Genomic DNA, 14,044 nt, shown 5'->3' on the forward strand with positions numbered 1-14,044 from the left:
TTCAACAACAGACGCTTGCTGGAACCCATCGGTAACATCCCGCCAGCAGAGGCCGAGGCAAACTTCTATGCCGCTCTGGAAAGATCAGACATGGCCGCGTAACTAAGACAAATCAGCCTCCGGAAAACCCGGCGCGGTTCAAGCTGGATCGGTGTTCGGTTCGGAGCGGCAGGCGTGGTCGGCCGTTGCGCCATCAACCACCGTGCATCGTCACTACGCCAGAGATGCAGCCTAGTGCCGGCCGGCGGAGTTGCACGGTCGGCGATAGAGGCAGAGAAGGTTAGACGACAGACCCACTCCCTCCGCCACTTGCCCTCGCGAAAGCGTTCTCTCGATCCGGCTGCGGCCGGATTTTTCCGTTTTTTTCGAGGGTTATGCGGGTAGGGCTGAGCACCGCCCTCGGTGCCAGGAGGCTCAGAAGCGGTCTCCCAGGGGCGATATTCTCCGGACCTGATGACTGCGATTATTTGGTGAATTACTTGCAAGTATCTGAAAGCGCGTAACTTCTTGAAAGCCGCTGCTAAGCACTTCGACGTGAAGGGCGTTCGTGAAATGGTACTGAAATCTAACTTCGCCTGACCCTACCGGCGGGACTGGCCGGCCGTCCCGATTGATTGTGCGCACATCTTCCCGCGGATATGATCTGCCCACGACAAGTGGGATGGAGTGTGACTGTTGGACGGAGAGAACGGCAAACGTCAGGACATCGAGGAGGCGATCGAAGCACTCTGGGGGCTGTCACCCATACAAGTAGAGGTGCTCACAGGAATCATCGCAAAGTTCGCTGAGGAGCAGGAACGAGAGCACCTGCGGAAGGATTTTTTGGACGAAGACGCCTTCGAGTACTTCTCAACCCGGCTGGCGGCGCATCACGCGTCAAGCGGCGTCGCGCTCAAGAAGGAGAACTTCGAGCATATCCTCGAACAGTCCTTCAAGAGGTCGGGGCACGACGCGAGGCGCACGGAAGACATGACGCACAGGGGGGCGGACCTCGAGGTCGACGGTCGCTTCTACTCACTCAAGACCGAGGCCGCCAAGGGGCTTAACCCGAAGTCCATCACCATTTCGAAGCTCATGGAGGCCCGCTGGATCAGGGATCTCGGTAGCCATGCGGACGCGCCTGAGCAAGTCCGCAGGCGGATCATGTCGCACCTGCGGGAGTACGAGCGTATCTTTATGCTTCGCAGCTACGGCGACGAGCAGCGCGTGCGCTATGACCTCCGGGAGATTCCGAAAGACGTCCTGGCAATGGTTGAGTACCTCCAACCCGAAGACTTCGGGAAGCTTACCAGAGCAGGCGGGACCGGGGCGAACGTCATGATGAACGGCCGAAAGGCCTTCCGCCTTGTACTAGACGGCAGCGTTGAGAAGGTAACGATATCTGGTTTGGACGTCGATCTCTGTCCGCTGCATGCTTGGTGGGAACTCGGTCGTCCAGGCTAGATCGCCATCCTCAACTGGTCGGGTGCGGCCCCGCGCCCCTCAGCGTCGGCAGATATGGCATCCGCGATCATGCCCGCGATCAGCGGCGGTACGGCGTCACCTATTTGGCGGTACTTGAATGAGAGCGATCCCTCAAAGTGGTAATCGGGTGGGAAGCCTTGCAGGAGCGCCATCTCGCGGACTGTGAGGAGCCGATCCTGCTCGGGGTGGCTGTAGCGGCCGTTGCCAGGGTGGCTACATTCTCGGGTTATCGTTGGTGCTGGTCGGTCCCATGCGAGGCGGCCGTACACGTCAGGGAAGGAGCCCGGCTTTTCGACGTTCATGCTCGGAATGCGTAGGTGGGCTTGTTCCTCGGTGAGGTCAGTCCAACTACCGCCGTCCTTAGGTATGGCCTGCATCCGGGCGAGCGAGTGTCCGCTGATGCGCGGGCATATGTGCATGGGGTCGTCCGGGTGCGCCTCACCCGCGACGACCGGCGGCAGGTGACCGATTGCATCGCGGACTGTCCGAGTTGGGATTTTCGGCAGGTTGAGGTGGAAGGTGCCGTCCAACTTGGCCACTATCAGCGAGCGGATGCGGCTCTGCGGCAGGCCGAAGTCCTTCAGGTCGTGTATCTCTGCAAAGACGTCGTAGCCAAGTTCGGTTAGCCCACGGTGAAGACCTTGGAAGTGATGCTTGTGACGCCCCCTAAGCAGCTCCTTCACGTTCTCGATAACAACATACCTCGGTCGCCAAGCCGCGGCGAAGACCGCCGCGCGCTCGACGAGGCGGTTACGCCCGTCATCCAGTACGTGGTTTCGGCTTTGCTTCTGGCTAAAACCCGTGCAGGGCGCGCAAGAGATCAGTACATCGACGTCTCCAGGCTGGAAGCCGAAATGCGCGGCGACTTCGTCCGGGCCGGTCACTGCGAGGTCGGCGGACATGGGTCGCAGCCCGAGGTTTCGCTCATAGGTGTCGTTACAGAAAGTCGCACCGATTCCATGGCTCGGTTTCGCGACCTCTAGGTCCACTGCACCGATTGTCCGAAGGCCTTGGCGCACGAAACCAGTGGACATGCCGCCACCACACGAGAACAGATCGACGAAGTTCAAGCTCATCCCCACTCTACATCTTGTGTTACGGTTGCTACTGCCGCCATACATAACCGATGGGCGACGGAACGGGAACGGGAAAGTCTGCAGTTGGACGTATTTAACCAAGAGAAACGGAGCGCGATCATGGCCCGCGTACGGGACCGGGACACGAGCCCGGAGCTCCGCGTGCGACGCTACTTGCACGCCCGCGGTCTTCGGTTCCGGCTGCATCGAAAGGACCTGCCCGGCCGCCCTGACTTGGTGTTACCGTCAAGACGCGTGGCCGTCTTCGTCCACGGGTGTTTCTGGCATCAGCATCCCAATTGCAAAAAGGCGAAGCTTCCGCAGACGCGGACGGACTTCTGGCGAGAGAAGTTGCAAGGAAATGCTCTTCGCGATGAGAGGGTCGCTAAGGAACTATCGGGGATAGGCTGGACACCACTCACCATATGGGAATGCGAGATTGGAGAGGCTGGCCTACTGCGACTAGAGGCGGCCATAAAGGCCGAGCCTCCAAATGACTGACGGCATTAAAGAAAATCTGGAGCGCTTTCAGCGCGACTTAGCTCGCGAGGACAACAAGACGCTCGTGGATAGATACTACTACTCGACGACTGGACCAGTCTTGTCAAATGAGCAGCAAGCAAGCTTGCGCAGGCGCGTTTCGGACCAGCTTAAAGTCTCCGTAAGAGATATTGTCCTTGTTGGCTCAGCGAAACTTGGCTTCACCCTTCGAAACAAGCCAAACCGTCCCAGACTTTCGCATTTTGGAGACGAGTCAGACATTGACGTTGCTGTCATCTCGGGCCCGCTTTTCATAAAATATTGGGAGGCAGCGTTCGTCCACTGGTCGGAAAAAAGCGATTGGCTCAAAGCGGAGAAGTTTAGAAAGTATCTATTTCGCGGATGGTTGCGACCTGACATGCTTCCTGCAGATCCGGAATTCACGCTTTCAAAGGACTGGTTCGAGTTTTTTCGCGAGCTTCAGGCTACAGGTGAATTTGGTGGATACAAAATTGCCGCTGGCATCTACCTTAATGAGCACTTCTGGGAGGAATACGTCGGCTCGTCCCTGACTGAGTGCCGACAATACTTGAAGGAACTGACATGAGGACTGCACCGGAAAGCCGAAAAATCTCAACTATCCTGCGATTGCTTCGGGACGGCTCCCTCCAACCCCAGCCGGACTTTCAGAGGCGCGCAGTATGGACAAGCAAGGACAAGATCGCATTCATCGAGACTATCCTCCTAGGCTACCCGTTCCCAGAGATTTACGTGGCAGTGGGAGCGGTTGACACTGAGACTGGGGACGCAACCGAACTCTTGGTTGACGGCCAGCAGAGGGTCAGGACAATCGACGAATACTTTCGCGGTGTCTCGCCATTCGCGAGGACCCAAGCGATTACGCGTTACGCCAATCTTGAGGAGGGCGCGAAACGCCAATTCCTCAACTACGACGTATCGGTTCGAAATCTAGGAATTGTTGAACTGGAGGAGATTAGAACGGTCTTCCAGCGTATGAACGCCACCTCCTACGATCTCAATGATATGGAGCGCTACAACGCTGTCTACCTCGGGGCCTACAAGCAATTCGCAGAGAGAATGGCGCAAGATGAATTCTTCATGGAGCACCGGATATTCAGCCCAGCAGACATTAGGCGGATGAAGGATGTTTCCTTTGTGGCCTCCCTAACCTCCGCAATGCTGTCTGACTACTTTCACAGGGACGAGCAAGTTGAGGAATATCTTGAGAGATACAATGAGGAGTTCGAGCAGGAAGAGGAAATAGAGGCGCGCTACCGTAGAGTGTTCGGCCTTCTACAAGACATGGGCTTCAATAGAAGCAGCAGGGCTTGGAAGAAAGCTGACTTCTACACGATGTTCGTGGAGCTGGATAGATTGGTGAACAGGCAGGGCGTTGAGGTAGACGCAGCATCTTCTGGGCCGCGTTTGGCCGATTTCTTCGCTCAGGTGGACTCCGTTCGCGATGCGGACGAGCCGCCCGAGGGCAATGTCGGCGACTACTTCCGGGCGACTTTGCAATCGACAAACGACAGGGGACCGCGAACGACGAGAGGGCGGATCATTCGGGCGGTTCTGGAGGGTGAACGGCATTGAATTGGCACAGTAGACTGAAAAGATCCTTTGATACAGTCATGGCGGCATAATCGAACCATTACAGCACGCCCGCCCGCTAGCCGGGCGCTTATTTGGATTCATAATGCGTTCTATCGCCTGTGGCGCTGAAACCAACGTGTCGTCCAGACTAGGACTCGGACTTTCTAATTTCCCTGTTTGATAAGTTGCGCCGCCCATTTCGACGGAAACGGCTCCAGCACGCGCGCAGGTGTTACCTCCGGCCCCTGCGTCCCGTCCAGGATCGCTTCGATGATGTCGGGCGCGAGCAGCGTGAGCCGCAGGACCCGGGTCATGTACGACGGCGCGATCCCCTCGCGCTCGGCCAGTTCGCCGATAGTGGCGTATTCGCCTGACTCCAACAGACCCTTCCAGCGGAAGGCGCGGGCCAGCGCCTTGACCAGCGTGTTATCGGTCCTGCGCGGCTGCTCGACCCCATCGGGCACCTGCATCTCCTTGCGCCCACCACGCTTCACGACGCGGAACGGGACGTAGAGCGTCACGGTCTCAGGAACCGGCGTGCCGCGGGTCATGGGGCCGCTCCGATGTCTCCGGCCAGCATCTCGCGCGCAAGGTCGCCGAGACCATCCATGCGGAGCTGGACGTTCAATCCGTCCATGCCGATGTCCACGCGCCCGACCAGCAGCGCCGCGATTCGCGCCTGCTCGGCGGGGAAGAGTTCGTCCCACAGCGGATCGAGCTGCTGGAGTGCTGCGCGGGCATCGGCCTCAGAGATGTCGTCGATGTGCGCACGCGCCGCCTTCCACGTCCCTGCCACGATCTCAGGTTGCCGGAACACGGCGCAAAGCTGCTCGATGACAGCCGCCTCTATCTCCCCCGCTGGCAAGCGGCCCACCGGGCACGATCCAGCGCCATGCTTCAGCACGGTCTGGCTGACATAGTAGCGGTAGAGCCGGTCGCCCTTGCGGGTATGCGTGGGCGAGAAGGCCGCGCCATCTGGGCCGAACAGCAGCCCTTTCAGCAACGCGGGCGTGTCGGCGCGGGTCCGCGCCGCACGCTTGCGCGGGCTCTCCTGCAGGATGGCGTGGACGCGGTCCCATGTCTCGCGGTCGATGATGGCATTGTGCTCGCCGGGATAGCTGTCGCCCTTGTGGACTGCCTCGCCGATGTAGGCGCGGTTGCTGAGCATCCGGTAGATGTATTTCTTGTCGATCCGATTGCCACGCGGGGTGCGGAGGCCGCGCGTGCCGACCTCCCGCGCCAGTTCCGTGCAGGAGCCGATCTCGAGGAAGCGGGCGAAGATCCAGCGCACATGCGTGGCGCTTTCCTCGTCGACCACCAGCTTCCGGTTCTCGACGCGGTAGCCATAGGGCGGCACCCCACCCATCCACATTCCCTTCTTGCGGCTGGCGGCGACCTTGTCGCGGATGCGTTCGGCAGTCACCTCGCGCTCGAACTGGGCGAAAGACAGAAGAATGTTCAGCGTCAGCCGCCCCATGGACGTTGTGGTGTTGAACGACTGCGTGACCGAGACGAAGGTCACGCCGTTCCGGTCGAACACCTCGACCAGCTTTGCGAAGTCGGCGAGCGAGCGGCTCAGGCGGTCGATCTTGTAGACGACGACCACGTCGACCAGCCCGTCCTCGATGTCCTCCAGTAAACGCTGCAGGCCGGGGCGCTCCAGCGTGCCGCCCGAAATGCCGCCGTCGTCATACTGATTGCGGACCAGCACCCAGCCCTCGGATCGCTGGCTGGCGATGTAGGCCTCGCAGGCCTCGCGCTGCGCGTGGAGCGAGTTGAACTCCTGCTCCAGCCCTTCCTCGGAGGATTTGCGGGTGTAGACGGCACACCGCAGCTTGCGGACGACCTTCAATTTTTCGGGCGGTTTCGTCATGTCCGCCCCCTGTGGTTCCTGAGTCCGAAGAACACCCAGCCGTTCCACCGCGTGCCGGTGATGGCGCGCGCAATCGCGGAGAGCGACTTGTAGGGCCGCCCCTGCCACTCGAAGCCGTCGGCGTTGACGGTGACGATGTATTCGACACCCTGCCACTCGCGCAGGAGGCGCGTGCCAGTGATCGGGCGGTCACGGTCGAGGCGGACACTGCGCTTGGATCGGTCGCCGCCGTCCAGTTCCTCGCCCAGCCGTTCCAGACGCCGTATCGTTTCGGGCTTCAGCCCGCCATAGGCGAGTTCTTGGATGCGGTATGCCAGGCGGGACTCGAGGTAGCGGCGGTTGAACGGTGGCGGCTCGCTGTCGAAAAGGTCGCGCCACTGTTTCTTCAGGTCGGGCGTCGGCGTGGTCTTGAGCGCGGCCAGGCGCGCGGGGATGGGATCGGGCTTGTTCATGCATTTCTCCGGTGAGTTGGAGTTGCATGACGGCATTGGTCGGGCGGATAGTGTAGGCAACGTTCTCCAGTCTCGTCAGATACTTCGCCCGAATCCCGTATCCGCAACCGAACCAGCCCGAGCGCCAGCAGGCCGCACAGTTCAGTGCGCCGCTCTGCGGGCGTCATCTGGTCGGGCGGGAGCGGATTGGGACGTTTCATGCGGGCCTCGGAGTGGTCGTCTCCTCTGGCCTCTACTCGTCGATGTCGGAAACTGTCCCAGCCGATCCCGCGGAGGTTGAAGAATCGCCAGAAAGAACGTAGCAAGAACATTGGTTTTGCAGGAAAGGGGATTCGTCGTGGCCGGCAATTTGAAGAAGTTCGTGAACCCCCGGTTCATCAAGACCATCGATCTCGCCCTGATGAAGCCGCTTCTGGCGCGGCACGAGGGCAAGTACAAGGGCTTCTCCGTCGACCTGCTGGACCAGGAAGAGGATGCCGCCCGCGAGGCGCTGGAGAAACTGCTGACCGGCACCGAGGACAGCTATCCCGAGGGGCTGCGCGGCGATCTGCACCGCATCGCGGAACTGGGCGATGCTCGCGGCCTCGAGATCATCCAGGCGCAAGCCGCCCGTCAGGGCGTCGATCTGTTCCCCGACATGAAGACCGGCGACGAGGACGCGCCGAACAAGGCGCATGATCCCAAGCACATCGCCGTCCGGGTCTTTCTGGAGCATCCTGACATCTTCGACGCGGCCGCCGACCACATGGCGATGCTCACTGCCGACCGCCTGCATGAATATGCCGGACGGGAACGGGGCGTCGCGATCGACCTGACGGCGGAGAAGGTCGAGGCGTTCCGGACGGCCGTCGCCGCGCTCTTCCGTGACGCGTTTCTCGGGGATTTCTGCCGGGTGGGCGACTACGACGACGATGACGAGATCAACCTCGTGGTCAGCCACGGCTCCATGGTCTCGACCATGCCGGTCGTAGAGGGCCAGGTTGAACGGGTGATCAGCGTGCGCCAGATTTCCCACGCCGTGCTGCGATACTCCGAGAACACCGGGATGTTGCGGCTGGCCCGCATAAGGAAGGCGCATCAGCCCGAGATCGCGGAACTCTTCGCCTCGATCATCCTCGACAGGCCCGGCTTCTTTGACGGCGACGATGCGCAGGACCTGTATACCCTGCGCCCGGTCGAACAGGCCGGACCAAGCTTCGCCTTCGATGCCGCCTACGATCCGCTGATCGACAAGGTGCTGATCATCGAGGCGGCGGCCGATCTGATGGCGCCCGGCAAGAAGGGGTATCCCCGCGTGGTCCGCACGCTGCGCTCGCGGGATCTCGGCGGTGACGCGCTCCAGCATTTCGGCAGCACGCCGGTCTCTTTCGGCGGCGCCTGGAGGCTGGGCGAGCTCGTGTTCCGGATCCTGTTCAAGGGCGACGGCAAGCGCCAGCCGCAGGTCACGGTCAAGCTGCGGCCCCCGGGCGTCCTGCAGTTCCGCCGCACCCAGCACGAGGCGCGGGTGATGAAGCTGATCGAACGGAACGGGCTGATGAATGACCGAGACGATTTTGAGGTTGTTGACGCGGCTGAGTGAGGCTGGCGACGACGCAATCCTGCCCGGTGAGCTTGCCGCGCCCTTCTTCGGTCCGGTCTTCGACCGGCTGCTGGCGAAACGTGTCCTCGTCGAACAGGCGCCGCTCGCCGACTGGGACGTCTGCGACGGCTGCGAATGCGGGCTCCCCTGTCGGCCGATCCGGAAAACCGGCGATGCGTTTCGGGCCGAGTGTCCGTTCGATCATCGACAGGACATCGAACTCACCGAAGATGATGTGCGCGTGTTCCGCATCGGCACTGAGGGGCTGGCATCTGTGATCGCCGCCGCGGCAGGGTTCGCTTCAGCCCCGAAACGCGCCGCGGAGAACGTCTGGCGGCTCGGCGATACGCCATCGGGTCGGGCGGTGTTTCTTTCGCTGGAGCCTGCAGCCATGACCGGCGACGGCATCATCGCATCGTTGCGCCAGGCGGCGCAGGGCTCGGACGTCACGATCCTCGCGCCGCAGTTGCCAGCGGAGATTGCCCGGCGACACCAGGATGCGCGCTTCCACGTGATCGAAACCCTCGAGGTGCTGACGCCCGCCACAAATGGCCTTGGCGCCGCGATCGACATCGCGGCTCTGGCGCCGGTCCCGCTGCCGCTCGTGCTTCGCGTGCGAAGGGCAACGGCCGAGGTTCAATGGGACGGTCGCTCCGTCATTCTGTCGCGTCAGATCTTCCCCGTGTTCGAACGCCTGCTGGAAAAAGCGATGTCGCGCGATCAGGTCGCCTCCGGAGCCCATGTCGAAGGCACGACGGCGCGCGAGGCCAAGGATCTAATCCGCGAGCTGCGCGACGCGCTCAAGGCTGCGGGGTTCACCGATGCCGAGAGCAAGGCCCTGATCATGACCGTCCGAGGAAGGGGCTACCGTCTAGGCGTCGTCGCTGCGGACATCGTTGTTGAAGACTGAACCGGTACCGTTCACCTATTTCAGATATGCTATAAGAGCATTGACATCGGAAACATCCGGCATTCTGTGGATCATTCGATGGCAATTTGCGCAAAGGACTGCCAGATCGGATATCTTCAATTGCCGCGTCTCGAAGTTTTCCGCGTATGGTACCTTGTGATGAACTTCAAAAATCGACGCGCGAACGTTGTCGGTGTGCGTTATCTTGCAGCATTCACATCTAAGGCCGTATTTATGAAGCGCCATTGCTCGAGCCTTGGAGCTGCGCTCAACACTATTTGTCCATTTCCTACGTTTTTTCTCACTGCGGAATGTTTTCTGGATTCCTGCGACCAAACCTTCAAACCAACCGACCCACGCAGAATCTTCGTTCCCGTAGAGAACTGGAAACTGGCCTGATGGTCTAGGCTGTAGCTCGTCGTGTCTGTTGCCCGCTGGGATCAGAAATGCATTTTCAGGCTGCACCTTCACTCTGCAATAGATCGGCGAACTGCCGGCTTCCAGATTATCAGGGTGCCTAATCGGATGCGAAAAGACCGTCGCATTCCTATAATATCCGCACAACACACCGCTACTGATGAATATTACTGTGACGTTGGAGACTTCCGCGTCGCCTCTATTGCCACCCAGCCTGCTCAAGTCCCCTCCACCTTCTTTCGGAAGATAGCCATAAATGAACCCATCTGATGCGACCGAGAAGTTATGGATTTCATGGGGGACCTTGCCGCTTCGCCCGTAGCCCATGACTGGATCTGCGGATAAGTTCTCCCCGTCAAAGCGGGAAAAGTTTTCTACGCGCGCCAGCAAGTATGTCATTTTGACCGCTCAATAGAACTTCTGTCCTAGCTTGGGATACACATCTTCAGGGACGATAGATGCTTGTTTCGTGACGAGCGATTCCATCGCCGGGTTCGACCATAGCCTCGAAATCGAACAGTAACAAAGGGATGAGACGGGTCGATTGCGCCCGCAATATCCGAGTGACCAGCAACCGCGGCAACAGGCTTTGAGCCGACCAAGGCATGAACAGGCGTAGCTGGCCTTCTGTCCGGCTGGCTCTTTAACGCGACCAGACCCACCAAACCCCCACCTCATTCCCACCCCGTTCCCACCTGCGCGCCGACCGTATCCGGCACCTTGGGCTCATCAGAAACGATGACCGAGGCGCACAGCGATGCAGATCGAACTTTCCCCCGACGACATTGAAACCATCATCCGCGAAGCCGATGCGGCGGCGCAACGGCTGCGGCGCAAGCTGAGCATGCCGGTCTGCGAGCGCGAGGATCTGGGCCAGGACCTCCTGGTCGATCTGCTGCGCCGCTTGCCCGCCTACGATCCCTCGCGCGGCAGCATCGGCGCCTTCGCCAACATCGTCCTGCGCAACCAGTCCTCGCGGATCGCGATGCGCCATCACCGCCAGCGCCGTGCGCAAGGTGGGTCGCTGCTCTCGCTCGAGGTGCCGCTGGCCGGTACCCGCGAGCCGGTCGGCGACACGCTGACCGAGGACGACGGCCTTGCCGCCTGGCACGGCCAGACCTGCTGCGCCGCAACCGTCACCGAACTTCACCACGCCCTGCAGGCCGCCCTCGCGCGGCTGCCGGCCGAGGATCGCCGGTTCTGCGCGGCGCTGGCGCATCGCCCCGTGACCGCGCTGGCGGCCGAGGGTTTCGGGAGCCGGTCCGCGCTCTACCGCCGCCTCGCCGATCTCCGTCACGTCCTCACCGCCCATGGTCTCGGTCCCGCCTGGGACGATCTCGCGGCGGCCTGAGTAGAGGCGAAAGGAGGAGATCATGTTCATGGGCACCACCCCCTTCATCACGGTCCGCGCCCGCCGACCGCTCACCGAGATCGAGTTCTGCGCCTGGGTGGCGCAGGCCGTGCCGGGCGACCGGCTCGAATACCATCGCGGCTTTCTGACGCTCGATCGTTGTCAGGGATTGTCCCGCTTCACGACCGAAGAACGCAGAAGGCTGACCTGGCTAGGCGCCCGCGCCTTCTGGGCGGCCGAACAGGGTCTCGTGCACCTGGTGCAGGAGCGCTTGGGTCCCGACCAGTTCGCCTACATCGCCGTCGCCCGCCCCAAGCCGAAGGCCGCAGCCGTGTCGCTGTCCGCGCTCCTGCTCGCCGAGCAGGGGCAGCCCGACCACGCCACCGGTTCGAGTGGTCGGGCTGCCGCCTGATGACCGCCCTCAAATCCATTTTTGCCGATCATGGAGACCCTTACATGCCGTTCCCCGCGAACACCCCCACCGTCGATGATCTGCCAAGCCTCGGCTTGCAGGACATCGCCCAGCTGCCCGTCGAACTGCTGGCCATCCTGCAACGCGACGTGGACGAACGCATCAAGCGCGACAAGGCCGCGAAGGCCCGTCTCGATGGCGCACTGACCGTCCGCTACGCCACCCGCGCCGCCGAGGAGCGGCAGGCCTCGGGCAAGGACACCGGAACGATCCGCTTCGACGACGGCGATTTCACCGTGGTCGCTGATCTGCCGAAACGGGTCGATTGGGATCAGGATTGTCTCGCCGCCATGGTCGAGCGCATCCGCGCCGCCGGGGACGATCCCGCGCAGTATGTCGACATCGCGTTCAAGGTGCCCGAACGCAAATACGCCGCTTGGCCCGATGCCATCCGCGCCGGTTTCGAACCCGCGCGCACCGTCCGGCCCGGCACGCTGAAGATCGAGATCGTCCCGCAGGGGGGCGATCAATGAGCCTACGCATCATTTCCGCTGACGACCGGCTGCGCGAAGCGCAGGGCAAGACCACCATGGCGCTGTTCGGGCCGAGCGGCGCGGGCAAGACCACGCTGCTGAAGACCCTGCCACCCGCCGAGACGCTCTGCATCGACTTGGAGGCGGGCCTCAAGTCCGTCCAGGACTGGCCGGGCGACAGCATTCCGATCCGCCGCTTTGCCGACGCGGTCGACATCGCCTGCCTGATCGGCGGCGCGAACCCGGCCGCCCAGCCCGAGGAGCATTTCTCGGAGGCGCATCATGCGCATCTTCGGGCGCAGCATCCCGAGCTGGCCGAGAAGATCGACACGAAGCGCATCATCTTCGTCGACAGCATCACCGACCTGACGCGCCAGGCCATGGCATGGGCCAAGACCCGGCCCGAGGCGCTGTCGGAACGCACCGGGAAACCGGACACACGCGGCGCCTACGGCCTGCTGGCGCGCGAGGTCATCGGGCTTCTCAAGCACCTCCAGCATGCGCCGGGGCGCACGGTCATCTTCGTCGGCATCCTCGAGAAGGTCGTCGACGACATGAACCGGGTGACCTGGCAGCCGCAGATGGACGGCGGAAAGGTCGCCCGCGAACTCCCCGGCATCGTCGATCAGGTGCTGACGATGAGCCTGTTCTCGCAGGATCCCGGCGCGGGCCCCGATGCGCCCCCGACCTGGCGGCACGATCCCGACAAGGGCAACGCGCGCCGCCTCGTCTGCCAATCCGGCAATCCGTTCGGCCTGCCGGCCAAGGACCGCAGCGGCAGGCTCGACCTGACCGAGCCGCCCGATCTCGGCGCGCTCCTCACCAAGATCAACCAACCCCGGAAAGGATGACGACATGACCTTCGACATGAACGACGTGGAGCCGCAGCAGTCCGGCGACCTGATCCCCGACGGCACCTTCGCAAAGCTGGTGATGACGCTGCGCAAGGGCGGCACCGACGGATCGAGCGACGCGGATCGCGGGCTGCTCAAGGCCTCCAACCAGCCCGGCAGCGACGTGCTGATGCTCGACGCCGAGTTCACCGTCGCCGAGGGCCCGCATGCCCGGCGCAAGTTCTGGCAGAACTTCACCGTGCAGGGCGGCAAGCTCGACGAGCAGGGCCAGTCGATCGGCTGGAAGATCTCGAAATCGACCTTCCGCGCGATGATCGACAGCGCGCTGGGGCTGAACCCCGAGGACATGAGCGAGACGGCGAAGGCCAAGCGGGTGCTGCGCGGGCTCGCCGATCTCGACGGGATCAGCTTCGTCGCGAAGATCCAGATCGAGCCGAGCCGCAACCCCGCCTACAAGGACGCCAACAAGCTCGACCATGTCGTGCTGCCCACGGCGCCTGAATGGCAGAAGGTAATGGCGGGCGAGACCGTGCCCGCGCAACCCTCGAACAAGCCCCGGCCCGCCGCAGCAGCGGTGTGTCGGTCGGAGCCAGTTCAGCCATGCATTCGCCGATGGCGAGCACGCGGAACGGCGTGCGGGTCGGTGTCAGTAGTTCCACATCGTGCCGTCTTCCAGCCGGACGACCGGGTGGCTGCCTGGGGTGTAGTCGTATCGTCCGGCCTCATCCTCGTCGAAGTCGACGCCAAGGCCAGGCGCTTCGCTTACATGCATCAGTCCGTTCTCCATCCGGTGCTCCGAGGGAAACAGCGCGTTGCATTCGGAGGTGCCGAGCACGAGGTATTCCTGGATACCGAAATTTGGCGCCCAAGCGTTCAGATGCGCCTGTGCCGCCATGCTGATCGGGGAATGACTGGGCGCGCCGTGAAATCCGGTACGCACGTTGTGCAGCCCCGCCAGATCGACAATCCGCCGCACATGGGTGATGCCTCCTGCATAGGTGACGGCGACACGGATGAAGTCGATCAGCT

16 protein-coding genes are annotated in these 14,044 nt (G+C 62.1%); 11 read left to right on the forward strand and 5 right to left on the reverse strand.

What is annotated here, in order from left to right; all coding sequences use genetic code 11:
- Window positions 1-675 precede the first annotated feature (675 nt).
- On the forward strand, window positions 676-1,443 hold the full coding sequence (locus AC13CR_RS00130; protein WP_482900295.1) for a hypothetical protein: 768 nt from the start codon (window positions 676-678) through the stop codon (window positions 1,441-1,443).
- On the opposite strand, the gene AC13CR_RS00135 is transcribed toward AC13CR_RS00130, so the two are convergent.
- Entirely contained in the window at window positions 1,440-2,540 is a 1,101-nt protein-coding gene (locus AC13CR_RS00135) for a DNA cytosine methyltransferase (protein ID WP_482900296.1), read from the reverse strand. The two genes, AC13CR_RS00130 and AC13CR_RS00135, sit on opposite strands and share 4 nt — an antisense overlap.
- An 84-nt stretch (window positions 2,541-2,624) precedes the next feature.
- Here AC13CR_RS00135 and AC13CR_RS00140 point away from each other — a divergent pair, with 84 nt between their 5' ends.
- Genes AC13CR_RS00140 through AC13CR_RS00150 form a run of 3 tightly spaced genes read left to right on the forward strand, consistent with a single transcriptional unit; the run spans window position 2,625 to window position 4,634 of the window.
- Window positions 2,625-3,041: a very short patch repair endonuclease gene (locus AC13CR_RS00140; RefSeq protein ID WP_482900297.1), complete on the forward strand. Its 417-nt coding sequence runs from the start codon at window positions 2,625-2,627 to the stop codon at window positions 3,039-3,041.
- Window positions 3,034-3,627: a hypothetical protein gene (locus AC13CR_RS00145; protein WP_482900298.1), complete on the forward strand. Its 594-nt coding sequence runs from the start codon at window positions 3,034-3,036 to the stop codon at window positions 3,625-3,627. Before AC13CR_RS00140 ends, AC13CR_RS00145 begins: the two co-directional genes overlap by 8 nt.
- The gene (locus AC13CR_RS00150; protein ID WP_482900299.1) at window positions 3,624-4,634 is read left to right on the forward strand and encodes a DUF262 domain-containing protein; all 1,011 of its coding nucleotides are present in this window, start codon (window positions 3,624-3,626) and stop codon (window positions 4,632-4,634) included. The genes AC13CR_RS00145 and AC13CR_RS00150 overlap by 4 nt, the downstream gene beginning before the upstream one ends.
- Window positions 4,635-4,798: 164 nt before the next feature.
- Here the strand turns inward: AC13CR_RS00150 and AC13CR_RS00155 are convergent, their stop codons facing one another.
- From AC13CR_RS00155 to AC13CR_RS00165, 3 genes are read right to left on the reverse strand one after another with little or no spacing between them, the layout of a single operon-like run.
- Window positions 4,799-5,185 (reverse strand): hypothetical protein, encoded by a 387-nt coding sequence (locus AC13CR_RS00155; RefSeq protein WP_482900300.1) that lies wholly within the window; start codon window positions 5,183-5,185, stop codon window positions 4,799-4,801.
- Window positions 5,182-6,507 carry a recombinase family protein gene (locus tag AC13CR_RS00160; RefSeq protein ID WP_482900301.1) on the reverse strand — a complete coding sequence of 442 codons (1,326 nt, stop codon included), beginning with the start codon at window positions 6,505-6,507 and terminating at the stop codon, window positions 5,182-5,184. Before AC13CR_RS00160 ends, AC13CR_RS00155 begins: the two co-directional genes overlap by 4 nt.
- Complete coding sequence (locus AC13CR_RS00165) at window positions 6,504-6,959, reverse strand: DUF2924 domain-containing protein (protein ID WP_310459192.1); 456 nt, start codon at window positions 6,957-6,959, stop codon at window positions 6,504-6,506. The genes AC13CR_RS00160 and AC13CR_RS00165 overlap by 4 nt, the downstream gene beginning before the upstream one ends.
- Window positions 6,960-7,296: 337 nt before the next feature.
- Between AC13CR_RS00165 and AC13CR_RS00170 the strand changes: the two genes are divergently transcribed.
- Both AC13CR_RS00170 and AC13CR_RS00175 read left to right on the forward strand, forming a co-directional pair.
- Entirely contained in the window at window positions 7,297-8,538 is a 1,242-nt protein-coding gene (locus tag AC13CR_RS00170; protein WP_482900302.1) for a hypothetical protein, read from the forward strand.
- Window positions 8,498-9,448, forward strand: coding sequence for a hypothetical protein (locus AC13CR_RS00175; protein ID WP_482900303.1), 951 nt, complete (start codon window positions 8,498-8,500; stop codon window positions 9,446-9,448). The genes AC13CR_RS00170 and AC13CR_RS00175 overlap by 41 nt, the downstream gene beginning before the upstream one ends.
- A gap of 15 nt (window positions 9,449-9,463) precedes the next feature.
- On the opposite strand, the gene AC13CR_RS00180 is transcribed toward AC13CR_RS00175, so the two are convergent.
- The gene (locus AC13CR_RS00180) at window positions 9,464-10,264 is read right to left on the reverse strand and encodes an HNH endonuclease (RefSeq protein WP_482900304.1); all 801 of its coding nucleotides are present in this window, start codon (window positions 10,262-10,264) and stop codon (window positions 9,464-9,466) included.
- Between the two features lie 358 nt (window positions 10,265-10,622).
- On the opposite strand from AC13CR_RS00180, the gene AC13CR_RS00185 reads away from it, so the two are divergent.
- The 5 genes from AC13CR_RS00185 to AC13CR_RS00205 all read left to right on the forward strand — a co-directional run.
- Complete coding sequence (locus AC13CR_RS00185; RefSeq protein WP_482900305.1) at window positions 10,623-11,216, forward strand: sigma factor; 594 nt, start codon at window positions 10,623-10,625, stop codon at window positions 11,214-11,216.
- A 22-nt stretch (window positions 11,217-11,238) separates the two neighbouring features.
- Window positions 11,239-11,628 carry a hypothetical protein gene (locus AC13CR_RS00190; RefSeq protein ID WP_482900306.1) on the forward strand — a complete coding sequence of 130 codons (390 nt, stop codon included), beginning with the start codon at window positions 11,239-11,241 and terminating at the stop codon, window positions 11,626-11,628.
- Between the two features lie 44 nt (window positions 11,629-11,672).
- The gene (locus AC13CR_RS00195; RefSeq protein WP_482900307.1) at window positions 11,673-12,161 is read left to right on the forward strand and encodes a hypothetical protein; all 489 of its coding nucleotides are present in this window, start codon (window positions 11,673-11,675) and stop codon (window positions 12,159-12,161) included.
- A complete protein-coding gene (locus AC13CR_RS00200; protein ID WP_482900308.1) occupies window positions 12,158-13,012 on the forward strand; it encodes an ATP-binding protein in 855 nt (284 codons plus the stop codon). The genes AC13CR_RS00195 and AC13CR_RS00200 overlap by 4 nt, the downstream gene beginning before the upstream one ends.
- A gap of 4 nt (window positions 13,013-13,016) precedes the next feature.
- Window positions 13,017-14,044: hypothetical protein (locus tag AC13CR_RS00205; protein ID WP_482900309.1), on the forward strand; the 1,028-nt coding region annotated here is incomplete at its 3' end.

It is taken from the genome of Paracoccus sp. L-17, from assembly GCF_056857655.1.

What these genes read in the sequence shown, in the direction of transcription:
- AC13CR_RS00185 (WP_482900305.1), top strand. Translation starts at nt 10,623, where the DNA reads ATGCAGATCGAACTTTCCCCCGACGACATTGAAACCATCATCCGCGAA.
- AC13CR_RS00180 (WP_482900304.1), bottom strand. Translation starts at nt 10,264, where the DNA reads ATGACATACTTGCTGGCGCGCGTAGAAAACTTTTCCCGCTTTGACGGG.
- AC13CR_RS00160 (WP_482900301.1), bottom strand. Translation starts at nt 6,507, where the DNA reads ATGACGAAACCGCCCGAAAAATTGAAGGTCGTCCGCAAGCTGCGGTGT.
- AC13CR_RS00150 (WP_482900299.1), top strand. Translation starts at nt 3,624, where the DNA reads ATGAGGACTGCACCGGAAAGCCGAAAAATCTCAACTATCCTGCGATTG.
- AC13CR_RS00195 (WP_482900307.1), top strand. Translation starts at nt 11,673, where the DNA reads ATGCCGTTCCCCGCGAACACCCCCACCGTCGATGATCTGCCAAGCCTC.
- AC13CR_RS00135 (WP_482900296.1), bottom strand. Translation starts at nt 2,540, where the DNA reads ATGAGCTTGAACTTCGTCGATCTGTTCTCGTGTGGTGGCGGCATGTCC.
- AC13CR_RS00200 (WP_482900308.1), top strand. Translation starts at nt 12,158, where the DNA reads ATGAGCCTACGCATCATTTCCGCTGACGACCGGCTGCGCGAAGCGCAG.
- AC13CR_RS00155 (WP_482900300.1), bottom strand. Translation starts at nt 5,185, where the DNA reads ATGACCCGCGGCACGCCGGTTCCTGAGACCGTGACGCTCTACGTCCCG.
- AC13CR_RS00165 (WP_310459192.1), bottom strand. Translation starts at nt 6,959, where the DNA reads ATGAACAAGCCCGATCCCATCCCCGCGCGCCTGGCCGCGCTCAAGACC.
- AC13CR_RS00190 (WP_482900306.1), top strand. Translation starts at nt 11,239, where the DNA reads ATGTTCATGGGCACCACCCCCTTCATCACGGTCCGCGCCCGCCGACCG.
- AC13CR_RS00145 (WP_482900298.1), top strand. Translation starts at nt 3,034, where the DNA reads ATGACTGACGGCATTAAAGAAAATCTGGAGCGCTTTCAGCGCGACTTA.
- AC13CR_RS00175 (WP_482900303.1), top strand. Translation starts at nt 8,498, where the DNA reads ATGACCGAGACGATTTTGAGGTTGTTGACGCGGCTGAGTGAGGCTGGC.